The following is a 23,783-nucleotide window of genomic DNA, read 5'->3' on the forward strand; positions in this document are numbered from 1 at the left end:
GCCGGCGCCATGCGCAGCTTCCTCGCCTCCGTCATCGTGCTGTGCCTGCTGGGCGGCGCCTGGCTGCTCGGCGGGCCGGAGTTCTTCATGCCGGCCCGGTACGACCCCTCCCACGGCGTCCATTTCAGCGGCCTGTCCTCGCGTCTGCTGGGCGCGGCCCTGCTGCTGCTCGCCGCACTGGGCCTGGGCGTCGCGCGCCACGCCGGGCGCGGCAGCGGCAAGCCGCCGTCACCGGCCTGGCAGTGGCGCTACTTCCTGCTGCTGCTGGCGAGCCTCGTGCTGATCGGCACCGCTTTCCACGCCGGTGAACCGGGTCCGAGCCCGCATCACCGCAGCCCGCAGTAAGAAGCCTCAACCGCCCGAGCAGCCGCAGCCCCCGCCGCCTCCGCCGCCGCAACCGCCGGCGACCGGTGCCGTCTCCGGCGCGGCTTTCTTCTCGCGCGCACTGAGGCAGATGGAAAGATCGATCACCACCCGCTCCGGTTCGCGGGCGACGTACTCCATGCCCACCTGGTCGCCGTAGCGCTGGCGGATCTGGTTGAGCAGCGGCAGCGGATCATGGTCGTTGACGAAGCGCATGGTTTCGCCGTCCATCAGCGCTTCCAGTGCGCCGAAGATGGCCGCGTGGCGGAAGCGCTTGGCCACGCCGCGCGCGTCGAAGGGGAAGACGGAATCGTTGAACAGGGGCAGTTCGCTCATGGATGCTCTCTCCGGGGGTCTGGGGTGCGCGGCCCGCGAGGGGCCACTGAAGGGCATCCTAGGCAGCGGACGGGCCGCCCGCCTTGAGGCAGAACAAGAATCCCCAGGCCCTAACCGACCTGGCAGGCCAGTCCTTTCAGGTATTCGCCTTCGGGCACGGCCAGCCCCACCGGATGGTCGGCTGCGGCGGCCAGGCGGTGGATGATGCGTGCATCCACGCCGGCGTCGATGGCCGCCCCGGCGACGATCTTCTGGAACAGCTCCAGGCCGATCCCGCCCGAGCAGGAGTAGGTCATCAGGATGCCGCCCGGGTCGAGCAGGCGGAAACCCAGCAGGTTGATGTCCTTGTAGGCGCGCGCGGCGCGTTCCGCGTGGGCGGCCGAGGGCGCGAACTTGGGCGGGTCGAGCACGATCAGGTCGAACTTGCGTCCCTCGGCGCGCAGCGCGCGCAGGGCCTGGAACACGTCGTCCTCGCGCCATTCGGCGCGGCTGGCGTCGAGCCCGGGGTTGTGCGCGAGGTTGCGCTGCGCGATGGCGAGCGCGGGGCCGGAGGAGTCGATGGACAGCACCGAGGCCGCGCCGCCGGCCAGCGCCTGCAGCGAGAAGCCGCCGGTGTAGCAGAAGCAGTTGAGCACCCGCCGCCCGGCAGCCAGCCGCCCGGTGAGCAGGCGATTGTCGCGCTGGTCCAGGTAGAAGCCGGTCTTGTGCCCGCCGACCACGTCCACCTCCATGACGACGCCGTTCTCCGCTATGGTGAGCGCCCCGGCGGGCAGTTCGCCATGCACGCAACCGGCCACCGGCGGCAGGCCTTCCAGCCCGCGCACGTCCGAATCCGAGCGCTCGTACACCGCGGCGCAGCCGGTGGCCTGCACCAACGCGCCGACGATGGCCGCACGCCACTTGTCGGCGCCGGCACTGGTCAGTTGCAGCACGACGACTGCGCCGTAGCGGTCGGCGATGACGCCCGGCAGGCCGTCGGATTCGCCGTGGATCAGGCGCAGCCCCGCCTGCCCCGCGAGCAGCGGATGGGCGGCGCGGCGCGCCACGGCTTCGGCCACCTTGCGCTTGAAGAAGGCGTGGTCGATGGTGGCATCGGAGTCGAAGCTCCACACCCGCGCACGGATCTGCGATTCCGGCGACCAGGCGGCCTTCGCCAGCAGCCGTCCGTCGGCAGCGGCGACCTCCACCGTGTCGCCGGGCCGGGCGCGGCCGTCGAGTTCCGCCACCGAACCGGCGAAGATCCACGGATGGCGGCGCAGCAGCGAACGCTCCTTGCCGGGCTTGAGAACGAGTCGGGCCATTGGGGGTATGCGCGGGAGGGGAAAGGCCGCAGAGTCTACCGCCTTGCGCGGCGGCCGGCCACGTTCAGGCGCGGCGGATGTGGATCGCCAGCATGTCGCGGCGCAGGCTCAGCAGGCTGCGCAGCGCTTCGACCACCGGGGCGGACAGGTTCCGCGTGGACTCGTCGTGGCGTTCCAGGCGGTCGAACAGGCCGTCGAAGTCGGCGCAATCGAAACCGGCATCCGCGCAGATGGCGAGAATCTCGCTCTCGAGAATCTGCACGATGCGGCGGGCCCGCGGCTCCATGGCGCGGATCCCGTCACTTCATCAGGCGGCGTGCGCGATCGGCGATGGCCAGCAGTTCCGGCAGTTCGCGCGAACAGAGCAGTTCGCCGAACTTGGCCAGGGCGTCGGAACTGACGTAGAGGTGGCCGTTGTGGCGACGGTTGATCCAGCCCAGCTCGATCAGCCGCCCGATCTTGCGGCGGACCGTCTCGCGCGGCAGGCCGGTGGCGGCCGCGATCGAATAGGCATTGCAGGGGCGCAGGCTGCGGGTGTCGCAGGGGGCGTCGTCGTCCGGGTCCGGCATGCGCTCGACGAATTCCAGGCCGTTCTCGCGTTCGCCGAGATTGTGCAGGGCGATCTCGCCGAGCAGGATGGGAAGCAGAATGTCGCGTTCGAACTCGTCGAAGGTGCGCTTGAGGTTGCGCACCTGGTAGCGCGCCAGCAGCAGCGCCACGGAGCGCAGGGTGCGCTGCGTCTCGTGCCGGGCTGCCTCTTCTGCATCGCCGTCTGCGCGGCCTGTCGGGGTCACTGCCGTTGTCATTTTGCTTCGCTTCCTCGCCCCGTATACGGGGCCTCCCGGCTAGCACTGTTTTCGTTACTTGCAGCGAGAATACCGTACCGCCATAAGCATCGCTTGATTTTCAATCCCCAAAATGGGGCGCTTTATGAAAGATAGAACATGCCGCGGCCGGCTGCACGTCCTAAGCACTCAGCGCTTGCGCGCCCGCGGGTGGGCTGCGTCGTAGACTTTCGCCAGATGCTGGAAATCCAGATGGGTATAGACCTGCGTGCTCTGGATGCTGGCATGCCCCAGCAGTTCCTGCACCGCGCGCAAATCGCCGCTGGACTGCAGCATGTGGCTGGCGAAGCTGTGGCGCAGCATGTGGGGATGCACATGCACGCCCAGGCCGCAGTCCTGCGCCCAGCGCGCCAGGCGCGAACGGATCGCGCCGGGGCTGAGCCGCCCGCCGCGTCGGCTGACGAAGAGTGCCGGTTCGTCCGCTGCGGCCACGGCGGGGCGCAGCGCCAGCCACTCGCGCAGCGCGGCCACCGCCTTGCTGCCGACCGGCACGCTGCGCGTCTTGTTGCGCTTGCCGGTCACGGTGAGCAGGCCTTCGTCCAGATCGGCGGCGATGGCGGCATCCAGCGCGGCCAGCTCCGCCAGGCGCAGGCCGGAGGAATAGAACAGTTCGAACATCGCCCGGTCGCGGACCATCAGTTCGCCCGCGTCCGGCTCGGCGTCGAGCAGGGCCTGGGCCTGGTCGGGCGACAGGGCCTTGGGCAGGGTCTTGGGGGCACGCGGCGCACGCACGCCCTCGGCCGGGTTGGCGGCGAGCCCGCGCTGGCGCACCAGCCAGCGGAACAGGCCGCGCCAGGCCGACAGCCGGCGCGCGATGGAGCGCCCGCCCAGCCCCTCCCCGTGCAGGCGGGCGACGAAGCGGCGGATGTCGTGCTGGGCCAGAGTTTCCAACGTGCGGTCGCCGGCCAGGCGCTGCAGCGCTTCCAGGTCGCGGCGGTAGTTTTCCAGCGTCAGGCGTGCGGCGCGGCGCTGGCTGGCGAGCCAGCCGAGATAGGCCTCGACGCAGTCGGACACGCGCTGCCCCGCCCGCCGCTCAGCCGAGCTGGCGGAGCAGCGCGGTGGACACCAAGTCGCCGATGCGCCCCAGGTAGAGCGTGCCCATGCCGGCGTAGAAGCGTTCCGGCTCCTCGCTGCCGAGCACGAGCAGGCCGAACACCTGGGCGCCGCGGCGCAGGGGCACCAGCGCCACCGAACGCACGTGGGGCGCGGCCTCGCCGAACCAGCCCACCACCTCGATGTTGCCGGGCGCGCCGCAATAGGGCTGGTGCAGGTCGCCGGCGTAGAAGCGCGCGGCCTCGCTGACTTCGGCGAAATCCTCGTCGTCGTGGGTGATCACGCTGTTCCAGATGCGCAGCGCCACCCGCGGCACGGCGAAATCCTCGCGCATGTTGTGGAAGACGGCGTGGCGCAGGGTCTCGTAGTCGGGGGCTTCGAGCAGGGCGAGGCTGAAGCGGTGCACCTTCTCGCCAATCTCGTCGTTCTCCTCGCCGAAACTGATCAGTTCGGCGAGCTTGCCTTCGAGCTGGCGGATCTTGTCGCGCAGGGCATGCAACTGCCGCTCGGCCAGCGAGATGGCCTGTCCACCGTGGGGATGGGGCACGGTGAGTTCGGCGAACAGATCGCCGTGCTGGGCGAGAAAGTCCGGGTGCTGCTTGAGGTAGCTGGCGACGTCTTCGGGGTTCATCGGAATCGGCTCCTGCGGGGCATGGCGCCTCGCGGCGCGGGGGATGTTGGGTTCAGGCGACTTCCAGCTCGCCCTCGAAAACCGTGACGGCTGGCCCGGTCATCATGACCGGCGTGCCCGGCCCGGCCCAGGCGATCTCCAGTTCGCCGCCGCGCGTCTCCACGCGCACCGGCGATTGCAGCAGGCCGCGCAGGATGCCGGCCACCACCGCGGTACAGGCGCCGGTGCCGCAGGCCAGCGTCTCGCCCGCGCCGCGCTCGTAGACGCGCAGGCGGATGTGGGAAGGGGACACCACCTGCATGAAACCGGCGTTGACCCGCGCGGGGAAGCGCGCGTGGTTTTCGATCAGCGGCCCCTGCGCGGCGACCGGGGCGGTATCCACGTCTGCCACTACCTGCACCGCGTGGGGGTTGCCCATGGACACCGCGGTGATGGGCACCGCCGTGCCGCCCACGTCGAGGGGCTGAACCACCGCGCCGGAGTCCGACACGAAGGGAATGCGCGCCGGCTCCAGCACCGGCACGCCCATGTCCACGGTGACCAGGCCGTTGCCCTCCAGGCGCGGGGCGATGATGCCGGAGCGGGTCTCGACGCGGATCTCGCGCTTGTCCGTCAGGCCCTTCTCATGCACGAAGCGCACGAAGCAGCGCGCGCCGTTGCCGCACTGCTCCACCTCGCCGCCGTCGGCGTTGAAGATGCGGTAGCGGAAATCGACCCCGGCGCCGCTCGGCGGCTCCACCACCAGCAACTGGTCGCAGCCCACGCCGAAATGGCGGTCGGCGATCGCCCGCACCCGCTCCGGGGTCAGTTCGACCGGCGCGCGGGTGGCGTCGATGACCACGAAGTCGTTGCCGAGGCCGTGCATCTTGGTGAAGCGCAGTCGCATGAAGGGGGCATCCGGGGAAAGTCCGACCGGGAATTCTCCTCCAGCGGCTGCGCCGCGTCCACCGGCGCGCTCCACTCAGTAAGGGCGCGGTTCGCCCGGCGGGCGGGTCTTGAAGCGGCGGTGCACCCAGTAGTACTGCTCGGGCATGCTGCGCACCGCGTCTTCGATCCAGCGGTTCATGCGCAGGGTGTCGGCTTCCACGTCCCCCGACGGGAAATCCGCCCACGCTTCGCCGAACTCCACCACATAGCCCTGCCCGCCGGGCAGCATGCGGGTGAGGACCGGCACCACGGCCGCGCCGGCCAGGCGCGCCAGACGAGGCAGGCCGGTGATGGTGGCCGCGGGCACGCCGAAGAAGGGCACGAAGATGGAATCCCGGCCGCGGTAGTCCATGTCCGGCAGGTAGTAGAACGGCCGCCCCGCCTTCATCGCCTTGACCGTGGGGCGCGCGCCGTCCTCGCGGGCAAGCAGTTGCTGGTCGCCGAAGCGGCTGCGCCCGTGCAGGAACCAGCGGTCGAAGACCGGGTTGCGCTGCCGGGCGTAGATGCTCACGGAGTCGAAGTCCATGGCGATGCGCGAGCCGCCCATGTCCAGACCGATGAAGTGGGGCGCCAGCATGATCACCGGCCTGCCGGCATCCAGCAGGCTGCGCATGCGTTCGGCACCGTCCAAGCGCACTAGGCGCTGCAGCAGCGCCTGTGGTGCCCACCACAGCAGGCTGCGTTCGAGCAGACTGCGCCCCAGGGCGTGGAAATGGCGACGCGCCAACGCCCGGCGCGCGGCGTCGTCGAGCGCCGGGAAGCACAGCCGCAGATTGGTCAGCACCACGTGGCGGCGCTCACCGGCGAAACGGAACAGCAGTTCGCCCAGGGCGACCCCCAGCGCCGCGAGCACCGGCAGCGGCAACCAGTGCAGCAGCCACAGCCCGGCCACGCCCGCGTGGCTCGCCAGCCGCCCGATTGCGCTCATGTCGCGTTTCCTGCGCTTGCGCCTGCTCATGCTTCCTCCGCGGCCGGGACATCCGGCGCCGACACGCCCTTGGGGCGCTTGTAGCGGTCGTAGCCCCACAGGTATTGCGCCGGGCAGGCCAGGATGAGCCGCTCGATGTCGCGGTTGATGGCGGCACAGCGTTCCTCCGGCGTTCCGGCGAGCGCTTCGTTCCCCTCGCTGAAGCGCAGCACGTAGCCTTCGCCCCGCGGCAGGCGCTCGGCCCACACGTAGATCACCGCCACGTCGCGGACTTCGGCCAGGCGCGCAGCCAGCGTCATGGTCCATGCCGGACGGCCGAAGAACGGTGCCCACACGCCTTCGCCGACGCCGGGCGCCTGGTCGGGCAGCATGCCCACCGCCTCGCGGCTGCGCAGGGTCTTGACCAGCTTGCGCACGCCGGACAGGTCGGCCGGCGCCGTACGCATCTGCCCGCGCGCGCGCCCGGCCTCCATCAGCGGCTGCAGCACGGCCTTGCGCGGCGGGCGATACAGCACGGTGATCGGCGTACGGCTGGCGATGAACTGGGCGGTGATCTCGAAGCAGCCGAGATGCGGAGTCAGGAACAGCAGACCGCGCCCTTCGGCCAGCGCCGCCTCGGCCAGTTCCCAGCCTTCCACGCGATGTACGGCGGCCACCACCTCGGCGGCCGGACGCAACCATACCCAGGGCAGTTCCAGCGCCTGGCGGCCAGCTTCGCGCGCGGCCTCGCCGATCAGCGCGGGGTCGTCGCGGCCCACGGCCCGCGCCAGGTTGGCCCGCAGGCGGCGGCGGTAGCTCGCATCGCAGCGCAGGACCAGCCACCCGGCCCATCCGCCGAGGAGGTGCAGCCAGCGCAAAGGCAGGCGGGACAGGACGCGGAACAGGAAGTGCATGAACACGGGCGACGAGCGGACGAGTTTGACCGCCTGGACTCAAAGCTTATAATTATCGCCCAGCCGCCGAGTTAATACGACAACTTGCAGGGCGGCCGCCGGGACACCGGTACAGAAATACTGCTAAAGCGTCAGCTGCTCGTGAAATCCCCGGAGCCGGCTGCAACGCCAGAAGCCCGGGGATTTTCCTTTGCAGGAGCAGCAGCATGTCCAACGAATTCCTCTTCACCTCCGAATCGGTCTCGGAAGGCCACCCGGACAAGGTCGCCGATCAGATCTCCGACGGCGTGCTCGACGCCATCCTGGCCGACGACCCCAAGGCGCGCGTGGCCTGCGAGACGCTGGTGTCCACCGGCCTGGTGGTCATCTCCGGTGAAATCACCACCACCGCCCACCCCAACTACCGCGAGATCGCCCAGGACGTGGTGCGCCGCATCGGCTACGACAACTCCGACATCGGCTTCGACTACAAGAGCTGCGCGGTGCTGGCGGCCATCAACCGCCAGTCCTCCGACATCGCCCAGGGCGTGAACGAAGGCGAAGGGCTGGATCTGGACCAGGGCGCCGGCGACCAGGGTCTGATGTTCGGCTTCGCCACCAACGAGACCCCCAGCCTGATGCCGCTGCCCATCTACTATGCGCACCGCATCATGCAGCGCCAGGCCGAGGTGCGCAAGGACGGGCGCTTGCCCTGGCTGCGCCCGGACGCCAAGAGCCAGCTCACGGTGAAGTACGTGGACGGCAAGCCGGTGGCGGTGGACACCGTGGTGGTGTCTACCCAGCACAACCCGGAAGTCTCCCACGCCCAGATCACGGAGGCGGTGATCGAGGAGATCATCAAGCCGGTGCTGCCCAAGGAACTGATCCGCGGCGAGGTGCGTTATCTCATCAACCCCACCGGCCGCTTCGTCATCGGCGGCCCGCACGGCGACTGCGGCCTGACCGGGCGCAAGATCATCGTCGACACCTACGGCGGCGCGGCCCACCACGGCGGCGGCGCGTTCTCCGGCAAGGACCCCTCCAAGGTGGACCGCTCGGCCGCCTACGCCGGCCGCTACGTGGCCAAGAACGTGGTCGCCGCCGGCCTCGCGGACAAGTGCGAGGTGCAGGTTGCCTACGCCATCGGCGTGGCCAAACCGGTGAGCCTGATGGTGAACACCTTCGGCACCGGCAAGGTCAGCGACGAGAAGATCGTCGAACTGATCCGCGCCCACTTCGATCTGCGCCCCAAGGCCATCATCCAGACGCTCGACCTGCTGCGCCCGATCTACTCCAAGACCGCTGCCTACGGCCACTTCGGCCGCGACGAGCCGGAATTCACCTGGGAGCAGACGGACAAGGCAGCCGCCCTCAGGGCCGCCGCCGGGCTCTGAGCCTTCGGCGGACGGTCCGCGGCGCGGGGCGAGACGTCCCGCGCCGCTTGCGGCTATAATCCGCCCCAACCGAGGAGCGCTGCGAGACATCCGTCCCAGGCTCGGTCCTTTCAGAACCGCGCTCACCTTAACCCGTGCCGGGCACGGGGTAGCGAGGTGAGACCACCGCAGCACCCCCTCCCGGCCACACGTTCAAGGATTACGACATGAACTCTGTGGCTGATCTCAAGGATTACGTCGTTGCCGACCTCTCGCTCGCCGAGTGGGGGCGCAAGGAAATCCGCATCGCCGAAACCGAAATGCCCGGCCTGATGGCGATCCGCGAGGAATACGCCGCCAGCCAGCCCCTGAAGGGCGCGCGCATCACCGGCTCGCTGCACATGACCATCCAGACCGCGGTGCTGATCGAGACGCTGACCGCGCTCGGCGCCCAGGTGCGCTGGGCCTCGTGCAACATCTTCTCCACCCAGGACCACGCCGCCGCGGCCATCGCCGCAGAGGGCGTGCCGGTGTTCGCGGTCAAGGGCGAATCGCTGGAAGACTACTGGGACTACACCCACCGCATCTTCGAGTGGCCCGATGGCGGCTACTCCAACATGATCCTCGACGACGGCGGCGACGCCACGCTGCTGCTGCATCTGGGCGCCCGCGCCGAGCAGGACATCTCGGTGCTCGACAAGCCGGACAGCGAGGAAGCCGTGGTGCTGTTCGCCGCGATCCGCGCCAAGCTCGCGCAGGATCCGGTCTGGTACTCGACCCGGCTCGCACAGGTCAAGGGCGTCACCGAGGAAACCACCACCGGCGTGCACCGCCTGTACCAGATGCACGCCCGGGGCGAACTGAAGTTCCCGGCGATCAACGTCAACGATTCCGTCACCAAGTCCAAGTTCGACAACCTCTACGGCTGCCGCGAATCGCTGGTCGACGGCATCAAGCGCGCCACCGACGTGATGATCGCCGGCAAGATCGCCGTGGTGCTGGGCTACGGCGACGTGGGCAAGGGCTGCGCGCAGTCGCTGCGCGGGCTGGGCGCGACCGTGTGGATCACCGAAATCGACCCGATCTGCGCGCTGCAAGCGGCGATGGAAGGCTACCGCGTCGTGACCATGGGCACCGCCGCCGCGCTGGGCGACATCTTCGTCACCACCACCGGCAACGTGAGCGTCATCACCCACGCGCACCTCGCGGCGATGAAGAACAACGCCATCGTCTGCAACATCGGCCACTTCGACTCGGAAATCGAGGTCGCCAGCCTGCGCCAGTACCAGTGGGAGAACATCAAGCCGCAGGTGGATCACATCATCTTCCCGGACGGCCGCCGCATCATCCTGCTGGCCGAGGGCCGCCTGGTGAACCTCGGCTGCGCCACCGGCCACCCCAGCTTCGTGATGAGCAACTCCTTCGCCAACCAGACCCTGGCGCAGATCGAGCTGTTCACCAAGACCGCCGATTATCCAGTCGGCGTCTACGTGCTGCCCAAGAAGCTGGACGAGATGGTCGCCCGCCTGCACCTGAAGAAGATCGGCGCCGAGCTCACCACGCTGACCCCGGAACAGGCCGAATACATCGGCGTGCCGGTGGAAGGGCCGTACAAGGCCGAGCACTACCGCTACTGATTGACTCCCGCGCACGAACGACTCCACAATGGTTCCGCAATGGAACCATTGTGGAGACATGCCATGCCCCACCTTTCGATCAAGAACGTGCCCGAAGCGCTCGCCGAGCGCCTGCGCCTGCGTGCCGCGCTCAATCACCGTTCCCTTCAGGGCGAGCTGATGGCCATCATCGAGCAGGCCGTCGAAACGCCCGCCACCAGGGACGCGGCGGCGGTGGCGCCCGCGGATGTCCACGCGCCGCGGACCGGCCGCAAGACGATCATGCAGATCGCCGAGGAACACCGTGCGCGCTATCCCGCGCCACTGGCCGGCAGCCCGCGCGCGGTGGACATCCTGCGGGCCGAGCGCGACGGCCGCTGACGCCATGTCCGCCGATCCCGCGCCGCTCATCGTCGCCGAGAACCTGGCGCGCTATGTGGTCGAACCGCCGCTGGTGGTCGATTGCAGCGTGCTCGCGGCCCTGCTGTTCGACGAGCCCGAGCGCCCCCTCGCGGCCGAGCACCTGAACGGCCGCAGCCTGCACGCGCCCTGGCTGCTGGATTTCGAGATCGCCAGCGTGGCCGCCAAGAAAGCCACGGCCGGCGCGCCGGAATCCGCGCGCCTGGGCCTGCAGGACTACGCCAGCCTCGACCTGAATCGCCACGCGACCGAGCCGCTGGCCCTGCTCGAACTCGCCCGGCGCTACCGCCTCACCGTTTACGACGCGGCCTACCTCTGGCTCGCCGACGTCCTGGGTGCGCCGCTCGCCACCTTCGACCAGCGCCTGGGCCGCGCCGCGCAGGCGCATCTGCGGGGCGATCGGCCATGAAATCCTTCCACCGCCGCAGCAGCCGTCCGGCCACGGAGCGCCCCCTGGCGGCCGCGCCGGTCCACCGGGACCTGCCGCGAGCCGACCAGTTGCTGGTGCAGCAGGGCCTGGCCCCCTCGCGCACCGCGGCGCGGGCACTGATCGAAGCCGGACGGGTCAGCGCCGACGGTGCCCCGGTGACCAAGCCGGCGCAGGAACTGCCCGAATCGGCGGTGCTCGCGGTGGCGGCGGACGAGGCCGACCGCTTCGTCTCCCGCGGCGGGCGGAAGCTCGCCGGCGCGCTGGCGGCCAGCGGGCTGGAGCCGACCGGCCGTACCTGCCTGGACGTGGGCCAGTCCACCGGCGGCTTCACCGACTGCCTGCTGCAGGCCGGCGCCGCCCGCGTAGTGGGTGTCGAGGTCGGCCACGGCCAGATTCATCCCCGCCTCGCGGACGACCCGCGCTGCGTCACGCTGGAAGGCATCAATGCCCGCCACCTGAGCGCGGTGGCCCTGGGCGGGCATTTTCCGCCCGGCGGCTTCGGCCTCATCGTCTGCGACGCCAGCTTCATCTCGCTCGCGCTGCTGTTTCCACAATGGCCGGCGCTGCTCGCCACCGGCGGCGACATCCTGGCGCTGGTCAAGCCCCAGTTCGAGGTCGGCCCGCAGGGGCTGGGCAAGGGCGGCATCGTGCGCGACGCCGCCCTCTACCGCGAGGTGGAAGACAAACTGCGCGCCGCCGCGGCCGCGGCCGGACTGGCGGTATGCGGCTGGTACGATTCCCCCATCGCCGGCGGCGACGGCAACCGCGAATTCTTCCTCTGGATGCGACATGCCCAAGACTGAACTTTCCATCGAATTCTTCCCGCCCCAGACCCCGGACGGGGCGGAGAAGCTGCGCGCCGTGCGCGAGCGCCTGGCCGTGCTGGAGCCCGCCTTCTTCTCGGTGACCTACGGCGCCGGCGGCTCCACCCGCGAGCGCACCTTCGCCACCGTGCAGGAGATCGCCGCCGCCGGGCACGAGGCCGCGCCGCACCTGTCCTGCATCGGTTCCACCCGCGAGCAGTTGCGCGCCATCCTGCAGCAGTACGCGGATGCCGGCATCCGCCGCATCGTCGCGCTGCGCGGCGACCTGCCCTCGGGCGTGGGCACGCCGGGGGAGTTCCGCTACGCCAACGAACTGGTGGAATTCATCCGTGCCGAAACCGGCCGCCGCTTCCACATCGAGGTGGCCGCCTATCCGGAATGGCACCCGCAGGCGAAGAGCCCGCGCGACGACCTGCTCGCCTTCCGGCGCAAGGTCGAGGCCGGCGCGGATTCGGCCATCACCCAGTACTTCTACAACCTGGACGCCTACCTGCACTTCGTGGACGAAGCGCGCGCGCTGGGCGTGGACGTGCCCGTCGTGCCGGGCATCATGCCCATCGCCAGCTTCAGCAAGCTGGCGCGCTTCTCGGACGCCTGCGGCGCCGAGATCCCGCGCTGGATGCGGCGCAAGTTCGAGAGCTTCGGCGACGACTCGGCCTCCATCCGCGAGTTCGGCCTGGACGTGGTGACCGAGCTGTGCCAGCGCCTCCTGGACGCGGGCGCGCCCGGCCTGCATTTCTATTCCATGAACCAGGCCGACCTGACGCTGGCAATCTGCGGGCGCCTGGGCCTCGGCCCGCAGGCCGCCTGAAACCTCAGCGCCGCGCCATCACCAGCACGCCCCCGATGACCAGCGCGGCGCCGGCGATCTGGCTGGCGCCCAGGGTCTCGTCCAGCAGCAGCCAGCCGAGGAAGATGGTGATCACCGGCCCCAGCGTGCCGGTCAGGGACACCGGGCCGGCCCCCAGGCGGCGGATCGCCTCGGACACCAGCCACACCGGCGCCACGGTGGAGAACAGCGCCATCGCCAGGCTCAGGCCGTACACCGGCCACGGCTGCGCCAGCGCAGCTACCGGGCGCAGCAGCAGGAACTGGGCGATGCAGAACAGGCAGGCGAAGCTGGTGGCCAGCGCGGTGACCCGCATCGACCCCAGCCGCCCCACCACCTCCCCGTTGCCCATCAGGTAGAGCGCATAGGCCAGCGCGCTGCCGAACACCAGCACCGAACCCAGCAGCACCGTGCCGGCCTCGCCGGCGATCTTCAGGTCGTGCCCCAGCGCCAGCGCGATGCCGAGATAGCACAGCCCCAGCGCCGCCACCGCCCGCCGGGTGACGGGCTTGCCCAGGAAAAGCGCCGACAGCACGATCACCAGCGTCGGATAGAGGAACAGGATCAGGCGCTCCAGCCCGGCGCTGATGTAGTTCAGGCCGAGGAAGTCGAGATAGCTCGCCAGGTAGTAGCCGACGAAGCCCAGCCCGGCCATCCACAGCCAGTCGCGCCCGTCCAGGCGCCGCGCCGTGCGGTGGCCGGCCGCCACGCCCATGGCCAGGAAGAAGGGCAGCGCGAACACCATGCGCAGCGCGAGCAGGGTTTCGGCGTCCACGCCGTAGCGGTAGGCCAGCTTGACCAGGATGGCCTTGAACGAGAAGCCCACCGCCCCGGCTAATGCGAACAGCAAGCCGACGCGGCTCCCACCCTGCCCCATGCCACCCTCCACCGAAACCGGGCATTAAGCCACCATGCGCCGCATCCGACAAATCCCGCGCCGCGCGCACCAACTTGGGCAGTCCGTTCGCTTTAGCGGCATAATTGCGCATTCGCCCTGCCCCGGAGGCCGAGATGAACGATACAACCTCCCTCGAGAGCCGCGCGCCGCTGCAGACCCGGCTGCGCGATCGCTGCAGGGCGGCGCTACTCGACAGGCTGACGGATTTCGCCCGCAACATGGGCCTCGACCAGGATGACTGGATCGCGCGCTTCGCCGCCGCCGCCGGCCGCTGCCACGACGAACTGGCCGGCCTGCACGACCGCCGCGGCTTCGAGCAGGCGCACGGGCTGACCGCCTCGCGGATCAGCCTGGTGCATGAAGAAGACCTGGAATTCACCCTCGAACTCACCGCCCTCGCACGCCGCCTGCGCGAACGCTGCGGCGCCGAACTCACCCGCCTGCACCTGCGCTACATGACCCTGCTCGACCAGCGCGAGGCGGCCGCCGAGCAGACGCCGGTCGGCCCCGAGGCGGTCTGCAGCGCGCTGCGCGCCCTGTCCGACGCCGCCGGCTTCGACCCCGACCAACGCCTGCGCTTCCTGGAACGCTGCGCCGAACCGCTGGCACGCACGCTGAACGGACTCTACGGCGAACTGAACGGCGTGCTCGAAGCCGCCGGCATCGCGCCGCGGCAAACGGAACGCACGCGACCGGCACCACGTCCCGCACCGCCGCCGGCCGCCGCTGAACCGCCCCCCGAGCTTCCCCCCGAACCGCCCCCCCCTTCGCCCGCCGAACACGGCATGGCCGCCCCCGCGGGCGGCCTCGGCGAACTGCACCTGCGCATGCTGGACGCCCAGGCAGCGGCGCAAACCGTGGAACGGGTGTTCGAGGCGCTGCGTGAGCACAAGGAAATCGCCCCGCCGGTGCTGGCCGTGCTGTCGCGCCTGCAGACCCCGCTGCAGCGCCTGGTGCTGGCCGACGACGCCCTGCTGAGCGACCCCCGGCACCCCGCCCGCCGCCTGCTCGACGTGACGGCCACCATCGGCCTCACGCTGGGGCCCGCATGCACGGCCGAGCATCCGGCCTGCCGGGCGCTGGATGCCGCCACCGGCACCCTGCTCGCCGGCGACGAGACCTCGATCGCCGGCTACGGGACGGCGCTCGCAGCCGCGGAGGCCGTTGCCGACGAACGCCGCGCCGAGGCCGAAGCCCTCGCCCAGGCCGCCGTACCGATCGCCGAACGGGCCGAACGGCGCGAGCATTCGCTGATCCAGGCCACCCATTTGATCAACCGGCTGTTCAGCGTGGACACGCACGGCTCGGTGCGCAGCTTCCTCGCCCTCCACTGGCTGCCGCTGCTCGCCCGCGTGCACTACAACTACGGCGAGGGCCACCCCCAATGGCAGACCTGCGCGGGCCTGGCCGACCGCCTGGCGCGCAGTGCCCATCCGCCGCTGGAACCGCATGGCCGCAAGCGCTGGCTGGAGGGCCTGCCGGCCTTGGTGCGCGAGCTGAGTCAGGGGCTGGCCGCGCTCGGCCTGGACGAGGCGGCGCGCGAAGCCGCACTGGCCCCCTGCCTGGAACTGCACGGCGCCCTGCTGGCCGGTACCGACCTGCCCCACTACCCGCCGCCGGCCCCGGAACAAGCCGCACTCAGCGCCCCCGTGGGCGCCCACGGCCTGCGCATCCTGCATCACGGCGGCTACGCCGCCACCGCCATCGGCCACCATGCCGCGGCGACGGCAGGACCGGGAAGCTGGGTGGAAGTGGATCTGCCCGACGGCGGCGCGTTGCGCGGCTGCATCGTGTGGAGCGGCGCCACGCAGCGCCTGGTCATCATCGCCACGCCGGACGGCCCGCAGGTGCTGGTGGCCACGCGCCGCGCCCTCGGCGAGCTGGCTGCGCGCGCAGCCTGCCGCCTGCTCGACGGCGGCGCCCTGGTGGACCGTGCCGCGCGCGAGGCGCTGGCGGCACTGGGCGCCTAGATATTTCCAGCGCTGTCCAGCGCCGTCAGCGCTTGGCGCCCAGCAGCGAACCCAGCAGGCCGCGCACGATCTGGCGTCCCAGCGAACTGCCTATGCTGCGGGTCACCGTCTTGGCGGCGATCTGCACCAGGCCGTCGCGCTTGCCGCCGCGCGGCCCGGTGGAGCCGAACAGGATATCGTTCAGGCCGCCGCCTTCCGGCGCCGGCTGGGCCGCCGTGCCGCCGCGGGCGGCTTTCGGCTGCGGCGCGGCCTCGGCAGCCGCTTCGGCCTGGGTACGCAGGCGCTCGTAGGCGGACTCCCGGTCCAGCACCTTTTCGTAATGGCCGTACACCACCGAGGCGCGGATCGCCGCCGCGCGCTCGTCGGCCGTCAGCGGGCCGAGGCGCGAGCCGGGGGCGACCACGAAGCCGCGCTCCACGACCTCGGGCCGACCCTTGTCGTCCAGGAAGGACACCAGCGCCTCGCCCACGCCCAGTTCGGTGATGGCCGTGGCGGCGTCGAAGGCCGGATTGGCGCGCATGGTCTCGGCGGCGGTCTTGACCGCCTTCTGGTCGCGCGGGGTGAAGGCGCGCAGGGCGTGCTGCACCCGGTTGCCGAGCTGGCCGAGCACCGTTTCCGGCACGTCCATGGGATTCTGGGTGACGAAATACACGCCCACGCCCTTGGAGCGGATCAGGCGCACCACCTGCTCGATCTTCTCGATGAGCGCCTTGGGGGCATCGTTGAACAGCAGGTGGGCTTCGTCGAAGAAGAACACCAGCTTGGGCTTGTCCGGGTCGCCCACTTCGGGGAGCTGCTCGAAGAGTTCGGCCAGCATCCACAGCAGGAAGGTGGAATAGAGCTTGGGCGACTGGTACAGGCGGTCGGCGGCGAGCACGTTGATGACGCCGCGCCCGGCGGCATCGGTCTGCATCAGGTCGGCGATGTCCAGCATGGGCTCGCCGAAGAACACGTCGCCGCCCTGCTCCTCCAGGGCCAGCAAGTTGCGCTGGATGGCGCCGATGGAGGCCGCGGAGACGTTGCCGTATTCGGTGGTGAAGGTCTTGGCGTTCTCCCCCACGTACTGGACCATGGCGCGCAGGTCCTTGAGGTCCAGCAGCAGCAGGCCGTTGTCGTCGGCGATCTTGAACACCAGTTGCAGCACGCCGGTCTGGGTGTCGTTGAGGTTGAGCAAGCGCGCCAGCAGCAGCGGCCCCATGTCGGAGATGGTGGCCCGCACCGGGTGGCCGTCCTTGCCGAACACGTCCCAGAACACCGCCGTGTTGGCGACGGGCGCGAACTCGTGGATGCCGATCGCCGCCAAGCGCTGCATCAGCTTCTCGGACGCGACACCGGCCGCGCCGATGCCGGAGAGGTCCCCCTTCACGTCGGCCAGGAACACCGGCACGCCGATGGAAGCGAAGCTTTCCGCCAGCTTCTGCAGCGTCACCGTCTTGCCGGTGCCGGTGGCTCCGGTGATCAGGCCGTGGCGGTTGGCCATGCGCGGCAGCAGGTGGAGGGTCTTGTCGCCCGCGCGGGCGATGGGCAGGGGCTCGGCCATGGTGGGCTCCTCGATGGGGTTGGCGCGCTGCGTTCAGTTCCCGCCGCAGCGGGCCACACAACTATCGTAGTCCTTGTTGCAGGCCGCGCCCCGGCAGGCGCGCAGGGTCTCGCCGCACACGCGCACGCAGGTGTTCCAGTTGTCCTGCTCGGCGGTCGGCGCCACGTCCAGGCGCAGGCGGTTGCCGGTGCGCGCCCGGCAGGCCGGCAGGTCGAAGGCGCGCTGGGGGCCGGGCAGCACCGCCCATTGCTCGGGGGTGAAGCGCAGGTCCGCCTGCAGCGCCGCCACGGCGGCCTCGCCCCGCAGCAGGCCGGAACGCGTCAGGCTGTCCAGCCCCCAGCAGTCGGCGCGCTGCGCCTCTTCGGCGGACAGGGTACGCGTGAGCGGCAGGCCCAGGTTGTGGCGCGCGCATTCGTGGGCGAAGAAGAAAAGCCGCACGGCCTGCGGGAGTTCGGGCAGCAGCGTGGGGTTGTAGCGGATCGCCGGGCGGCCTGCGTCCTCGCCGCTGCCGGCCACCAGCGGGGCAGCCGGATCGGCCACCGAGACCACCGGTTGGCCCTTTGCGTCGGTACAACCGTGGAAGGAGATGACCTCCTGCGCGAAGGCCTGCGGTACGAAGGCGGCGAACAGGACGAAGAGGAGGCTTGCGAATCGAACGGACATGGACACGGTCCCTGGTTTGCGAACCCGGCGAGCATACCACCGGCGCGCGGCTGTCCGGGCATGGGGGCGCCCCTGTATAATGCCCGCCTCTCCATATCAACCGGCAGCATCGAGGGCATTCCATGGCGGGTCATTCCAAGTGGGCCAACATCCAGCACCGCAAGGGGCGTCAGGACGCCAAGCGCGGCAAGGTCTTCACCAAGCTGATCAAGGAAATCACCGTCGCCGCCCGGATGGGCGGCGGTGACGCGAACGCCAACCCGCGCCTGCGACTGGCCATCGACAAGGCCAGGGGCGAGTCCATGCCCAAGGACAACATCGAGAACGCCATCAAGCGCGGCACCGGCCAGCTCGAAGGCGTGACCTACGAGGAAGCGCGCTACGAAGGCTACGGCATCGGCGGCGCGGCGGTGATGGTGGACTGCCTCACCGACAACAAGACCCGCACCGTGGCCGACGTGCGCCACGCCTTCTCCAAGTACGGCGGCAACATGGGCACCGACGGCTGCGTGGCCTTCCAGTTCAAGCACTGCGGTGTGCTGATGTTCGCCCCCGGCACCAATGAGGACGCGCTGATGGAAGCGGCCCTGGAAGCCGGTGCCGAGGACGTGGTCACCAACGACGACGGCTCCATCGAAGTCATCTCCGGCCCATGGGAATTCACCGCGGTCAAGGAAGCGCTGGAAGGCGCCGGCTTCACCGCCGAGTTCGGCGAGGTGACGATGAAGCCGCAGAACGAGACCGAGCTTGCCGGCGACGATGCCGCGCGCATGCAGAAGCTGCTCGACGCGCTGGAAGGGCTGGACGACGTGCAGGAGGTGTATACGTCGGCGGTGCTCGAAGACTGAGCCCCCTGCCGTACCAGCGCATCCGGGAAACGGGCCGCAGCTTGCGGCCCGCTCCGTTTCCGCCTTCCGCGGCGCAAGCTGTACCTGTGGATTCGCTCCAAGCTGTGCCTTTCTGCCGGTGTGCCCCGCCCGGCACCATGCGCCCATGAACCCGCCCCGCACCGCCCTGACGACCCTCTTCGTGCCGCCGCTCTTCGTGCTGCTGTGGAGCACCGGCTTCATCGGCGCCAAGTTCGGCCTGCCCTATGCCGAGCCGCTCACCTTCCTGTGCGCCCGCTACGTGCTGGTGATCGCCCTGATGCTGGCCCTCGCCCTGGCAACCCGCGCACCGTGGCCCCGCACGCCGCGGGAGGCCTTCCACATCGGCGTCTCCGGCGTGCTGCTGCATGCCTTCTACCTGGGCGGCGTGTTCATCGCCATCTCCCGCGGCCTGCCGGCGGGCGTCACCGCGCTGGTGGTGGGCATGCAGCCGCTGCTCACCGCCCTGGGCGCCGGCTGGCTGCTGGGCGAGCGGGTCGGCGCGCGCCAGTGGGCGGGGCTGGCGCTGGGCGTCGCCGGCGTGGCGCTGGTGGTGGGCGACAAGGCGGGCGGCGCGGACCTGGACGAGTTGGGCCACGCCCTGCTGCCGGCCCTGGTGGCCCTGGCGGGAATCACCGCCGGCACCCTGTACCAGAAGCGCTTCTGCCCCCGTTTCGACCTGCGCACGGGCTCGGTGATCCAGTTCCTGCCCGTGCTGGCCCTCACCGCCGTGGCCGCCGCCGGCACGGAAACGATGCACATAGCCTGGCAGGGGGAATTCGTCTTCGCCCTGCTGTGGCTGGTGCTGGTGCTCTCCATCGGCGCCATCAGCCTGCTCAACCTGCTGATCCGCAGCGGCAGCGCGGTGAACGTGGCGAGCCTGTTCTACCTCACCCCGCCCACCACCGCCCTGATTGCCTGGGCCATGTTCGGCGAGACGCTCGCCCTGCCCGCGCTGGCCGGCATGGGCATCGCAGTGGCGGGCGTATGGCTGGCGCGCAGGGGCTAGCCTCAATACGGTTCGCCCATGTCAACGTTGTTGCCGGCTTGGTTGCGCGCTCCCTCTCCCCTTGCGGGAGAGGGCTGGGGAGAGGGGCGCCCGGCAGGGGCGTAAGGCAGTCCATGGCGGTCCGGCTGGCCCAGCCCCCTCTCCCCAACCCCTCTCCCGCGAGGGGAGAGGGGCTTTGCCAGCCAAGCGGGCAGGTTGGGCCGAGCCCTTCGACTTCGCTCAGGACAGGCGCAGCGACGCCCAACATGGATGACTTGGGAGTCGGGCTCCCCGCGTCAGCCCAACGGGTTCTTCGCCCTGCGTGCGGCACTCGGTAGAATGCAGGCATGACCGCCGCCTCCACTACCGTCGCCACCCGCATCCTGGGGCTGGACCCCGGCCTGCGCATCACCGGCTTCGGCCTCATCGACCGCCTCGGCAGCCAGTTGCGCTACGTGGCGAGCGGCACCATCCGCACCCGGGACGGTGAACTGCCGGGACGGCTGCGCACCCTGCTCGACGGCGTGCGCGAGGTGATCCAGACCTACTCCCCCGACCAGGTGGCGGTGGAAAAGGTGTTCGTCAACGTGAATCCGCAATCCACCCTGCTGCTGGGCCAGGCGCGCGGCGCGGTGATCTGCGGCGCGGTGTCCTGCGACCTGCCGGTGGCCGAATACACCGCGCTGCAGGTCAAGCAGTCGGTGGTGGGCTACGGCAAGGCCAGCAAGGAACAGGTGCAGCACATGGTGCAGCGCCTGCTGACGCTGCCCGCCGCGCCCGGGCCGGATGCGGCCGACGCGCTGGCCTGCGCCATTTGCCACGCCCACGGCGCCGCCGGCCTGGGGGCGCTGGCCGGCGCCGGCACGCGGCGGCGCGGCGGCCGCCTGATTCCGGGGCTGGACGAACGCTTTCCGCGCTGAGCGGGTCCACATCGGCATCGCCCTTCGGGGGCGATCGCATTCCCCTGCCGTTTCACCGCACGACAAGGAGACAAGGATGAAAGACACAGACGCCGCCGATTTCGACAGCCTGCTCCCCGCCGCCCACCTCGACCGGCGCGGCTTCGTCGCCACCCTGGGCGCCGCCGGCTTCGCGCTGGCCGTGCAGCCGGTGATGGCGCAGAGCGTGATCGCCACCCCGGCCGAAGGCCTGGACCAGGGCACGGCGGGCATTCCCTCCGGCGGCGATGCGCTGCCCGCCTATTTCGCCCGCCCCACGGGCAAGCGCGACCTGCCGGTGGTCCTCGTGGTGCAGGAAATCTTCGGCGTACACGAGCACATCCGCGACGTCGCCCGGCGGCTGGCGCACCTGGGCTATCTCGCCATCGCCCCCGAGCTGTACTTCCGCCAGGGCGATCCGTCCAGGATCGAGAACATTCCCGACATCCTCTCCGGCATCGTCTCGAAGGTGCCCGACGCCCAGGTGCTGGCGGACCTGGACGCCTGCGCGGCCTGGGCCGGCGGCCAGAACGGCGATCCGGCGCGCCTGGGCACCACCGGCTTCTGCTGGGGCGGACGCATCACCTGGCTGTACGCCGCCCACAACCCGGCCCTGAGGGCCGGCGTGGCCTGGTACGGCCGCCTCGGCGGCACGCCGGGCGACAACACCCCGCGCCATCCCATCGACGTGGCCGGCGCGCTGCACGCGCCCGTGCTCGGCCTGTACGGCGGACAGGACCAGGGCATCCCGCTCGCCGACGTGGAGGCGATGCGCGAGGCGCTGAAGAAGGCCGGCAGCGGGAGCGAGATCGTCGTCTACCCGGACGCGCCCCACGCCTTCCACGCCGACTACCGGCCGAGCTACCGCAAGGCCGAGGCCGAGGACGGCTGGAAGCGGCTCACGGAGTGGTTCGCGCGCCATCTCGGCTGAACGCCCGCCGTTTCCCCGTATTTGCAACGCACCACGGACCCTTCCGCACATTCGTCCGGAATGCGCCGCCCGCGGCCCGCCCCGACGCCCGGCGACGGGCCTGCGCCGTAATACAAGTGCGTGCAACCCTAAAGTTGCAGTGCAATATCGTCGTATACTCATCCGAGGCAAGCGCCCTCTCCGGCCTCATGGTCGAAAAGGGCGTTTTTATTCGGCGCATACGGCACAGAGCACTGCACCCATGAAAACCATCTTCCTCGTCGACGATTCCGCAACCATCCTGCTGAGCATCTCCGGCATCCTCACCAAGGCCGGCTACGGCGTGGAAAAGGCTTCCAACCCCCAGGAAGCACTGAAAAAATTCCAGGCCGGGGCCAAGGTGGATCTGCTGATCACCGACCTCAACATGCCGGGCATGAACGGCATAGAACTGATCCGGGAAGTGCGCAAGCTGCCGAACTGCCGCTTCATGCCCATCCTGTTCCTGACCACCGAATCGGAGCAGTCGAAGAAGGCCGAGGCCAAGGCGGCGGGCGCCTCCGGCTGGATCGTCAAGCCGGCTTCCGCCGACGAGTTGCTCAACACCATCAAGCTGGTCGTGCGCTGACCGCACCGGAGCACCATCATGGACATCGCCACCCTGTACCGCCGTTCCACCCTGGTCGTCGCCTTGGTGGCGCTGAGCGCGGGCATCGCGGTGTACTTTCTCAACGGCTGGTTCCATCGCACCTTCCTCGCCGGGCTGGGCATCACCCAACCGTCCGGCGATGCGATCGGAACGGTGCTGATCCTCTCGGTGGCCTATCTCGCCCAGCGTCTGGTGTCGCTGGCCTTCTTCCGCGACCAGTTCGCGGGCATGGCCACCGTCCAGCAGCAGATGGCATCCTCCTCGCGCAACGTCGAGGTGGTCAACGAAGAGGTGTCCCAGGAACTGCGCGCCGTCCCCACCTACAACGGCGTGCTGCGCAACCAGCTCGACAGCGTGATCCAGCAGACCGAGCAGGCGGCCTACGACATCACCAGCCGGCTGCAGGCGATCGACGGGGTGGTCGGCCGGCTCAACGAATTCGTCACCACGAGTTCCTCCGAGGCCAACCAACTGGCCGAGCACTCGGAGGAGAACATCGTCCAGAACCAGCGCCTGATCGGCGAGATGCGCCAGTACATCGAGACCCGCATCACCGAGGCGCAGGCCGACCAGCAGCGCGTGGCGCAGGTGGTGAGCGAGGCGCGCTCGCTGGAATCGCTGACCAACCTGATCAAGGACATCGCCGCGCAGACCAACCTGCTCGCGCTCAACGCCGCCATCGAGGCGGCGCGCGCCGGCGAGGCCGGGCGCGGCTTCGCGGTGGTGGCCGACGAAGTGCGCAAGCTGTCGGCGGAAACCGAGAGGGCGGTGCAGGCGATCAACCGGGGCATCCAGGGCGTGGCCGGCGCCATCGAGACCCAGTTGCAGGAGAAGCTCTCCTCCGTCAACCTGGACCGGGAACAGGCCGCGCTCGGCCAGTTCGCCGACCAGCTCGTACAGGTGGGCACCAGCTACGAGGACATCCTGCGCCACCAGGCCATGGTGATCGAAACCGTGCGCGGCAGCAGCGAGGAACTGGCGACGATGTTCATGGATACGCTGGCCAGCGTGCAGTTCCAGGACGTCACCCGGCAGCAGATCGAACACACCATGCAGGCGCTGGAACGCCTGGACAGCCATCTCGCCGGCCTGGCCGAGCGCCTGCTGCTGGCCGAGCGCCCGGATTTCGCCTACGTGCCGCTGGCCGAGCACCTCGACCAGTTGTATTCGCAGTACGTCATGGACAGCCAGCGCAGCACCCACCAGAACAGCCTGAACCAGAGCGGCGGCGCCAGCGGCGGCAGCCCGAAGGTGGAACTGTTCTGACCCGGGTCCTGCGCGCAACGGAGAAACCATGAGCAAGAAAAAGAACGTCGCCCAGCGCCTCGCGATCATCGAGGACATGACCATCTACAACGCCGCCACGCAGAAGCAGGCCCTGGTCGAGGCGCTCGCAGCCTGCGACGAGCTGGAGCTGGACCTGTCCACGGTGGGCGAGATCGACACCGCCGGCTTCCAGTTGCTGGTGCTGGTCAAGCGCGAGGCCGCACGGCTCGGCAAGCAGGCGCACATCGTGGCCCACAGCCCCGCGGTCAGCGAGGTGGTGGATTTCTTCAACATGGCGGCCCATTTCGGCGACCCGATACTGGTGCCCGCACAGGAGGCGCGCTGAA

General features: G+C 70.0%; 27 protein-coding genes and 1 riboswitch. Of the genes, 15 read left to right on the forward strand and 12 right to left on the reverse strand.

From position 1 onward, the window contains the following. The first annotated feature begins 9 nt into the window (after positions 1–9). On the forward strand, positions 10–345 hold the full coding sequence (locus E6O51_RS00090; RefSeq protein ID WP_136382935.1) for a hypothetical protein: 336 nt from the start codon (positions 10–12) through the stop codon (positions 343–345). Between the two features lie 6 nt (positions 346–351). On the opposite strand, the gene E6O51_RS00095 is transcribed toward E6O51_RS00090, so the two are convergent. The 9 genes from E6O51_RS00095 to E6O51_RS00135 form a co-directional block, all read right to left on the reverse strand. Next, positions 352–699, reverse strand: coding sequence for a DUF2249 domain-containing protein (locus tag E6O51_RS00095; RefSeq protein ID WP_136382936.1), 348 nt, complete (start codon positions 697–699; stop codon positions 352–354). 110 nt (positions 700–809) lie between these two features. Beyond that, positions 810–2,000 (reverse strand): class I SAM-dependent rRNA methyltransferase, encoded by a 1,191-nt coding sequence (locus E6O51_RS00100; RefSeq protein WP_136382937.1) that lies wholly within the window; start codon positions 1,998–2,000, stop codon positions 810–812. Between the two features lie 64 nt (positions 2,001–2,064). Beyond that, positions 2,065–2,286 (reverse strand): hypothetical protein, encoded by a 222-nt coding sequence (locus E6O51_RS00105; protein ID WP_136382938.1) that lies wholly within the window; start codon positions 2,284–2,286, stop codon positions 2,065–2,067. Between the two features lie 13 nt (positions 2,287–2,299). Then, positions 2,300–2,806 (reverse strand): helix-turn-helix domain-containing protein, encoded by a 507-nt coding sequence (locus E6O51_RS00110; RefSeq protein WP_230976655.1) that lies wholly within the window; start codon positions 2,804–2,806, stop codon positions 2,300–2,302. 168 nt (positions 2,807–2,974) lie between these two features. Next, the gene (gene xerC / locus E6O51_RS00115; protein WP_136382940.1) at positions 2,975–3,859 is read right to left on the reverse strand and encodes a tyrosine recombinase XerC; all 885 of its coding nucleotides are present in this window, start codon (positions 3,857–3,859) and stop codon (positions 2,975–2,977) included. Positions 3,860–3,878: 19 nt separating this feature from the next. Beyond that, the gene (locus E6O51_RS00120) at positions 3,879–4,529 is read right to left on the reverse strand and encodes a DUF484 family protein (RefSeq protein ID WP_136382941.1); all 651 of its coding nucleotides are present in this window, start codon (positions 4,527–4,529) and stop codon (positions 3,879–3,881) included. 52 nt (positions 4,530–4,581) lie between these two features. Beyond that, entirely contained in the window at positions 4,582–5,415 is an 834-nt protein-coding gene (gene dapF / locus E6O51_RS00125; protein ID WP_136382942.1) for a diaminopimelate epimerase, read from the reverse strand. Between the two features lie 75 nt (positions 5,416–5,490). Continuing rightward, positions 5,491–6,384, reverse strand: a complete 894-nt coding sequence (locus E6O51_RS00130; protein ID WP_136382943.1) for a lysophospholipid acyltransferase family protein — start codon at positions 6,382–6,384, stop codon at positions 5,491–5,493. A gap of 26 nt (positions 6,385–6,410) precedes the next feature. Then, positions 6,411–7,277 carry a lysophospholipid acyltransferase family protein gene (locus E6O51_RS00135; RefSeq protein WP_136383277.1) on the reverse strand — a complete coding sequence of 289 codons (867 nt, stop codon included), beginning with the start codon at positions 7,275–7,277 and terminating at the stop codon, positions 6,411–6,413. Positions 7,278–7,483: 206 nt separating this feature from the next. On the opposite strand from E6O51_RS00135, the gene metK reads away from it, so the two are divergent. The 6 genes from metK (at position 7,484) to metF (ending at position 12,730) form a co-directional block, all read left to right on the forward strand. Continuing rightward, positions 7,484–8,650: a methionine adenosyltransferase gene (gene metK, locus E6O51_RS00140; protein ID WP_136382944.1), complete on the forward strand. Its 1,167-nt coding sequence runs from the start codon at positions 7,484–7,486 to the stop codon at positions 8,648–8,650. 65 nt (positions 8,651–8,715) lie between these two features. Next, a riboswitch (S-adenosyl-L-homocysteine riboswitch) is annotated at positions 8,716–8,781 on the forward strand. A 75-nt stretch (positions 8,782–8,856) separates the two neighbouring features. Next, positions 8,857–10,266 (forward strand): adenosylhomocysteinase, encoded by a 1,410-nt coding sequence (ahcY, locus tag E6O51_RS00145; RefSeq protein WP_136382945.1) that lies wholly within the window; start codon positions 8,857–8,859, stop codon positions 10,264–10,266. Between the two features lie 63 nt (positions 10,267–10,329). Beyond that, positions 10,330–10,626: a FitA-like ribbon-helix-helix domain-containing protein gene (locus E6O51_RS00150; RefSeq protein ID WP_136382946.1), complete on the forward strand. Its 297-nt coding sequence runs from the start codon at positions 10,330–10,332 to the stop codon at positions 10,624–10,626. Positions 10,627–10,630: 4 nt separating this feature from the next. Continuing rightward, on the forward strand, positions 10,631–11,074 hold the full coding sequence (locus E6O51_RS00155) for a type II toxin-antitoxin system VapC family toxin (RefSeq protein WP_168735134.1): 444 nt from the start codon (positions 10,631–10,633) through the stop codon (positions 11,072–11,074). Beyond that, positions 11,071–11,898: a TlyA family RNA methyltransferase gene (locus E6O51_RS00160; RefSeq protein ID WP_136382948.1), complete on the forward strand. Its 828-nt coding sequence runs from the start codon at positions 11,071–11,073 to the stop codon at positions 11,896–11,898. Before E6O51_RS00155 ends, E6O51_RS00160 begins: the two co-directional genes overlap by 4 nt. Continuing rightward, positions 11,885–12,730: a methylenetetrahydrofolate reductase [NAD(P)H] gene (gene metF / locus E6O51_RS00165; protein ID WP_136382949.1), complete on the forward strand. Its 846-nt coding sequence runs from the start codon at positions 11,885–11,887 to the stop codon at positions 12,728–12,730. The genes E6O51_RS00160 and metF overlap by 14 nt, the downstream gene beginning before the upstream one ends. 4 nt (positions 12,731–12,734) lie before the next feature. Here the strand turns inward: metF and E6O51_RS00170 are convergent, their stop codons facing one another. After that, positions 12,735–13,598, reverse strand: coding sequence for a DMT family transporter (locus E6O51_RS00170; RefSeq protein ID WP_330997862.1), 864 nt, complete (start codon positions 13,596–13,598; stop codon positions 12,735–12,737). 161 nt (positions 13,599–13,759) lie between these two features. Between E6O51_RS00170 and E6O51_RS00175 the strand changes: the two genes are divergently transcribed. After that, entirely contained in the window at positions 13,760–15,616 is a 1,857-nt protein-coding gene (locus E6O51_RS00175; protein ID WP_136382951.1) for a DUF1631 family protein, read from the forward strand. Between the two features lie 25 nt (positions 15,617–15,641). On the opposite strand, the gene E6O51_RS00180 is transcribed toward E6O51_RS00175, so the two are convergent. Both E6O51_RS00180 and E6O51_RS00185 read right to left on the reverse strand, forming a co-directional pair. After that, the gene (locus tag E6O51_RS00180) at positions 15,642–17,156 is read right to left on the reverse strand and encodes a helicase HerA-like domain-containing protein (protein ID WP_136382952.1); all 1,515 of its coding nucleotides are present in this window, start codon (positions 17,154–17,156) and stop codon (positions 15,642–15,644) included. 33 nt (positions 17,157–17,189) lie between these two features. Beyond that, positions 17,190–17,819 (reverse strand): hypothetical protein, encoded by a 630-nt coding sequence (locus E6O51_RS00185; protein ID WP_136382953.1) that lies wholly within the window; start codon positions 17,817–17,819, stop codon positions 17,190–17,192. Between the two features lie 122 nt (positions 17,820–17,941). Here E6O51_RS00185 and E6O51_RS00190 point away from each other — a divergent pair, with 122 nt between their 5' ends. The 7 genes from E6O51_RS00190 (at position 17,942) to E6O51_RS00220 (ending at position 23,782) form a co-directional block, all read left to right on the forward strand. Next, positions 17,942–18,667 (forward strand): YebC/PmpR family DNA-binding transcriptional regulator, encoded by a 726-nt coding sequence (locus E6O51_RS00190; RefSeq protein ID WP_136382954.1) that lies wholly within the window; start codon positions 17,942–17,944, stop codon positions 18,665–18,667. A 145-nt stretch (positions 18,668–18,812) separates the two neighbouring features. Then, positions 18,813–19,694 carry a DMT family transporter gene (locus tag E6O51_RS00195; protein ID WP_136382955.1) on the forward strand — a complete coding sequence of 294 codons (882 nt, stop codon included), beginning with the start codon at positions 18,813–18,815 and terminating at the stop codon, positions 19,692–19,694. A 326-nt stretch (positions 19,695–20,020) separates the two neighbouring features. Further along, positions 20,021–20,593, forward strand: coding sequence for a crossover junction endodeoxyribonuclease RuvC (gene ruvC, locus E6O51_RS00200; RefSeq protein ID WP_136382956.1), 573 nt, complete (start codon positions 20,021–20,023; stop codon positions 20,591–20,593). Between the two features lie 76 nt (positions 20,594–20,669). Next, positions 20,670–21,542 (forward strand): dienelactone hydrolase family protein, encoded by an 873-nt coding sequence (locus tag E6O51_RS00205; protein WP_136382957.1) that lies wholly within the window; start codon positions 20,670–20,672, stop codon positions 21,540–21,542. Between the two features lie 241 nt (positions 21,543–21,783). Then, positions 21,784–22,149, forward strand: a complete 366-nt coding sequence (locus tag E6O51_RS00210) for a response regulator (protein WP_136382958.1) — start codon at positions 21,784–21,786, stop codon at positions 22,147–22,149. An 18-nt stretch (positions 22,150–22,167) separates the two neighbouring features. Then, complete coding sequence (locus E6O51_RS00215) at positions 22,168–23,436, forward strand: methyl-accepting chemotaxis protein (protein WP_136382959.1); 1,269 nt, start codon at positions 22,168–22,170, stop codon at positions 23,434–23,436. 28 nt (positions 23,437–23,464) lie between these two features. Beyond that, complete coding sequence (locus E6O51_RS00220; protein ID WP_136382960.1) at positions 23,465–23,782, forward strand: STAS domain-containing protein; 318 nt, start codon at positions 23,465–23,467, stop codon at positions 23,780–23,782. Position 23,783: the final 1 nt, after the last annotated feature.

The sequence above is a fragment of the Pseudothauera rhizosphaerae genome, from assembly GCF_004801305.1.
In the GTDB taxonomy this organism is placed as follows: Bacteria; Pseudomonadota; Gammaproteobacteria; order Burkholderiales; family Rhodocyclaceae; genus Pseudothauera; species Pseudothauera rhizosphaerae.

Excerpts from the sequence above, each read along its gene's own strand:
- E6O51_RS00090 (WP_136382935.1), top strand. The coding sequence starts at position 10 with ATGCGCAGCTTCCTCGCCTCCGTCATCGTGCTGTGCCTGCTGGGCGGC.
- E6O51_RS00095 (WP_136382936.1), bottom strand. The coding sequence starts at position 699 with ATGAGCGAACTGCCCCTGTTCAACGATTCCGTCTTCCCCTTCGACGCG.
- E6O51_RS00100 (WP_136382937.1), bottom strand. The coding sequence starts at position 2,000 with ATGGCCCGACTCGTTCTCAAGCCCGGCAAGGAGCGTTCGCTGCTGCGC.
- E6O51_RS00105 (WP_136382938.1), bottom strand. The coding sequence starts at position 2,286 with ATGGAGCCGCGGGCCCGCCGCATCGTGCAGATTCTCGAGAGCGAGATT.
- E6O51_RS00110 (WP_230976655.1), bottom strand. The coding sequence starts at position 2,806 with ATGACAACGGCAGTGACCCCGACAGGCCGCGCAGACGGCGATGCAGAA.
- E6O51_RS00120 (WP_136382941.1), bottom strand. The coding sequence starts at position 4,529 with ATGAACCCCGAAGACGTCGCCAGCTACCTCAAGCAGCACCCGGACTTT.
- dapF (WP_136382942.1), bottom strand. The coding sequence starts at position 5,415 with ATGCGACTGCGCTTCACCAAGATGCACGGCCTCGGCAACGACTTCGTG.
- E6O51_RS00130 (WP_136382943.1), bottom strand. The coding sequence starts at position 6,384 with ATGAGCGCAATCGGGCGGCTGGCGAGCCACGCGGGCGTGGCCGGGCTG.
- E6O51_RS00135 (WP_136383277.1), bottom strand. The coding sequence starts at position 7,277 with ATGCACTTCCTGTTCCGCGTCCTGTCCCGCCTGCCTTTGCGCTGGCTG.
- metK (WP_136382944.1), top strand. The coding sequence starts at position 7,484 with ATGTCCAACGAATTCCTCTTCACCTCCGAATCGGTCTCGGAAGGCCAC.
- ahcY (WP_136382945.1), top strand. The coding sequence starts at position 8,857 with ATGAACTCTGTGGCTGATCTCAAGGATTACGTCGTTGCCGACCTCTCG.
- E6O51_RS00150 (WP_136382946.1), top strand. The coding sequence starts at position 10,330 with ATGCCCCACCTTTCGATCAAGAACGTGCCCGAAGCGCTCGCCGAGCGC.
- E6O51_RS00155 (WP_168735134.1), top strand. The coding sequence starts at position 10,631 with ATGTCCGCCGATCCCGCGCCGCTCATCGTCGCCGAGAACCTGGCGCGC.
- E6O51_RS00160 (WP_136382948.1), top strand. The coding sequence starts at position 11,071 with ATGAAATCCTTCCACCGCCGCAGCAGCCGTCCGGCCACGGAGCGCCCC.
- metF (WP_136382949.1), top strand. The coding sequence starts at position 11,885 with ATGCCCAAGACTGAACTTTCCATCGAATTCTTCCCGCCCCAGACCCCG.
- E6O51_RS00175 (WP_136382951.1), top strand. The coding sequence starts at position 13,760 with ATGAACGATACAACCTCCCTCGAGAGCCGCGCGCCGCTGCAGACCCGG.
- E6O51_RS00180 (WP_136382952.1), bottom strand. The coding sequence starts at position 17,156 with ATGGCCGAGCCCCTGCCCATCGCCCGCGCGGGCGACAAGACCCTCCAC.
- E6O51_RS00185 (WP_136382953.1), bottom strand. The coding sequence starts at position 17,819 with ATGTCCGTTCGATTCGCAAGCCTCCTCTTCGTCCTGTTCGCCGCCTTC.
- E6O51_RS00190 (WP_136382954.1), top strand. The coding sequence starts at position 17,942 with ATGGCGGGTCATTCCAAGTGGGCCAACATCCAGCACCGCAAGGGGCGT.
- E6O51_RS00195 (WP_136382955.1), top strand. The coding sequence starts at position 18,813 with ATGAACCCGCCCCGCACCGCCCTGACGACCCTCTTCGTGCCGCCGCTC.
- ruvC (WP_136382956.1), top strand. The coding sequence starts at position 20,021 with ATGACCGCCGCCTCCACTACCGTCGCCACCCGCATCCTGGGGCTGGAC.
- E6O51_RS00205 (WP_136382957.1), top strand. The coding sequence starts at position 20,670 with ATGAAAGACACAGACGCCGCCGATTTCGACAGCCTGCTCCCCGCCGCC.
- E6O51_RS00210 (WP_136382958.1), top strand. The coding sequence starts at position 21,784 with ATGAAAACCATCTTCCTCGTCGACGATTCCGCAACCATCCTGCTGAGC.
- E6O51_RS00215 (WP_136382959.1), top strand. The coding sequence starts at position 22,168 with ATGGACATCGCCACCCTGTACCGCCGTTCCACCCTGGTCGTCGCCTTG.
- E6O51_RS00220 (WP_136382960.1), top strand. The coding sequence starts at position 23,465 with ATGAGCAAGAAAAAGAACGTCGCCCAGCGCCTCGCGATCATCGAGGAC.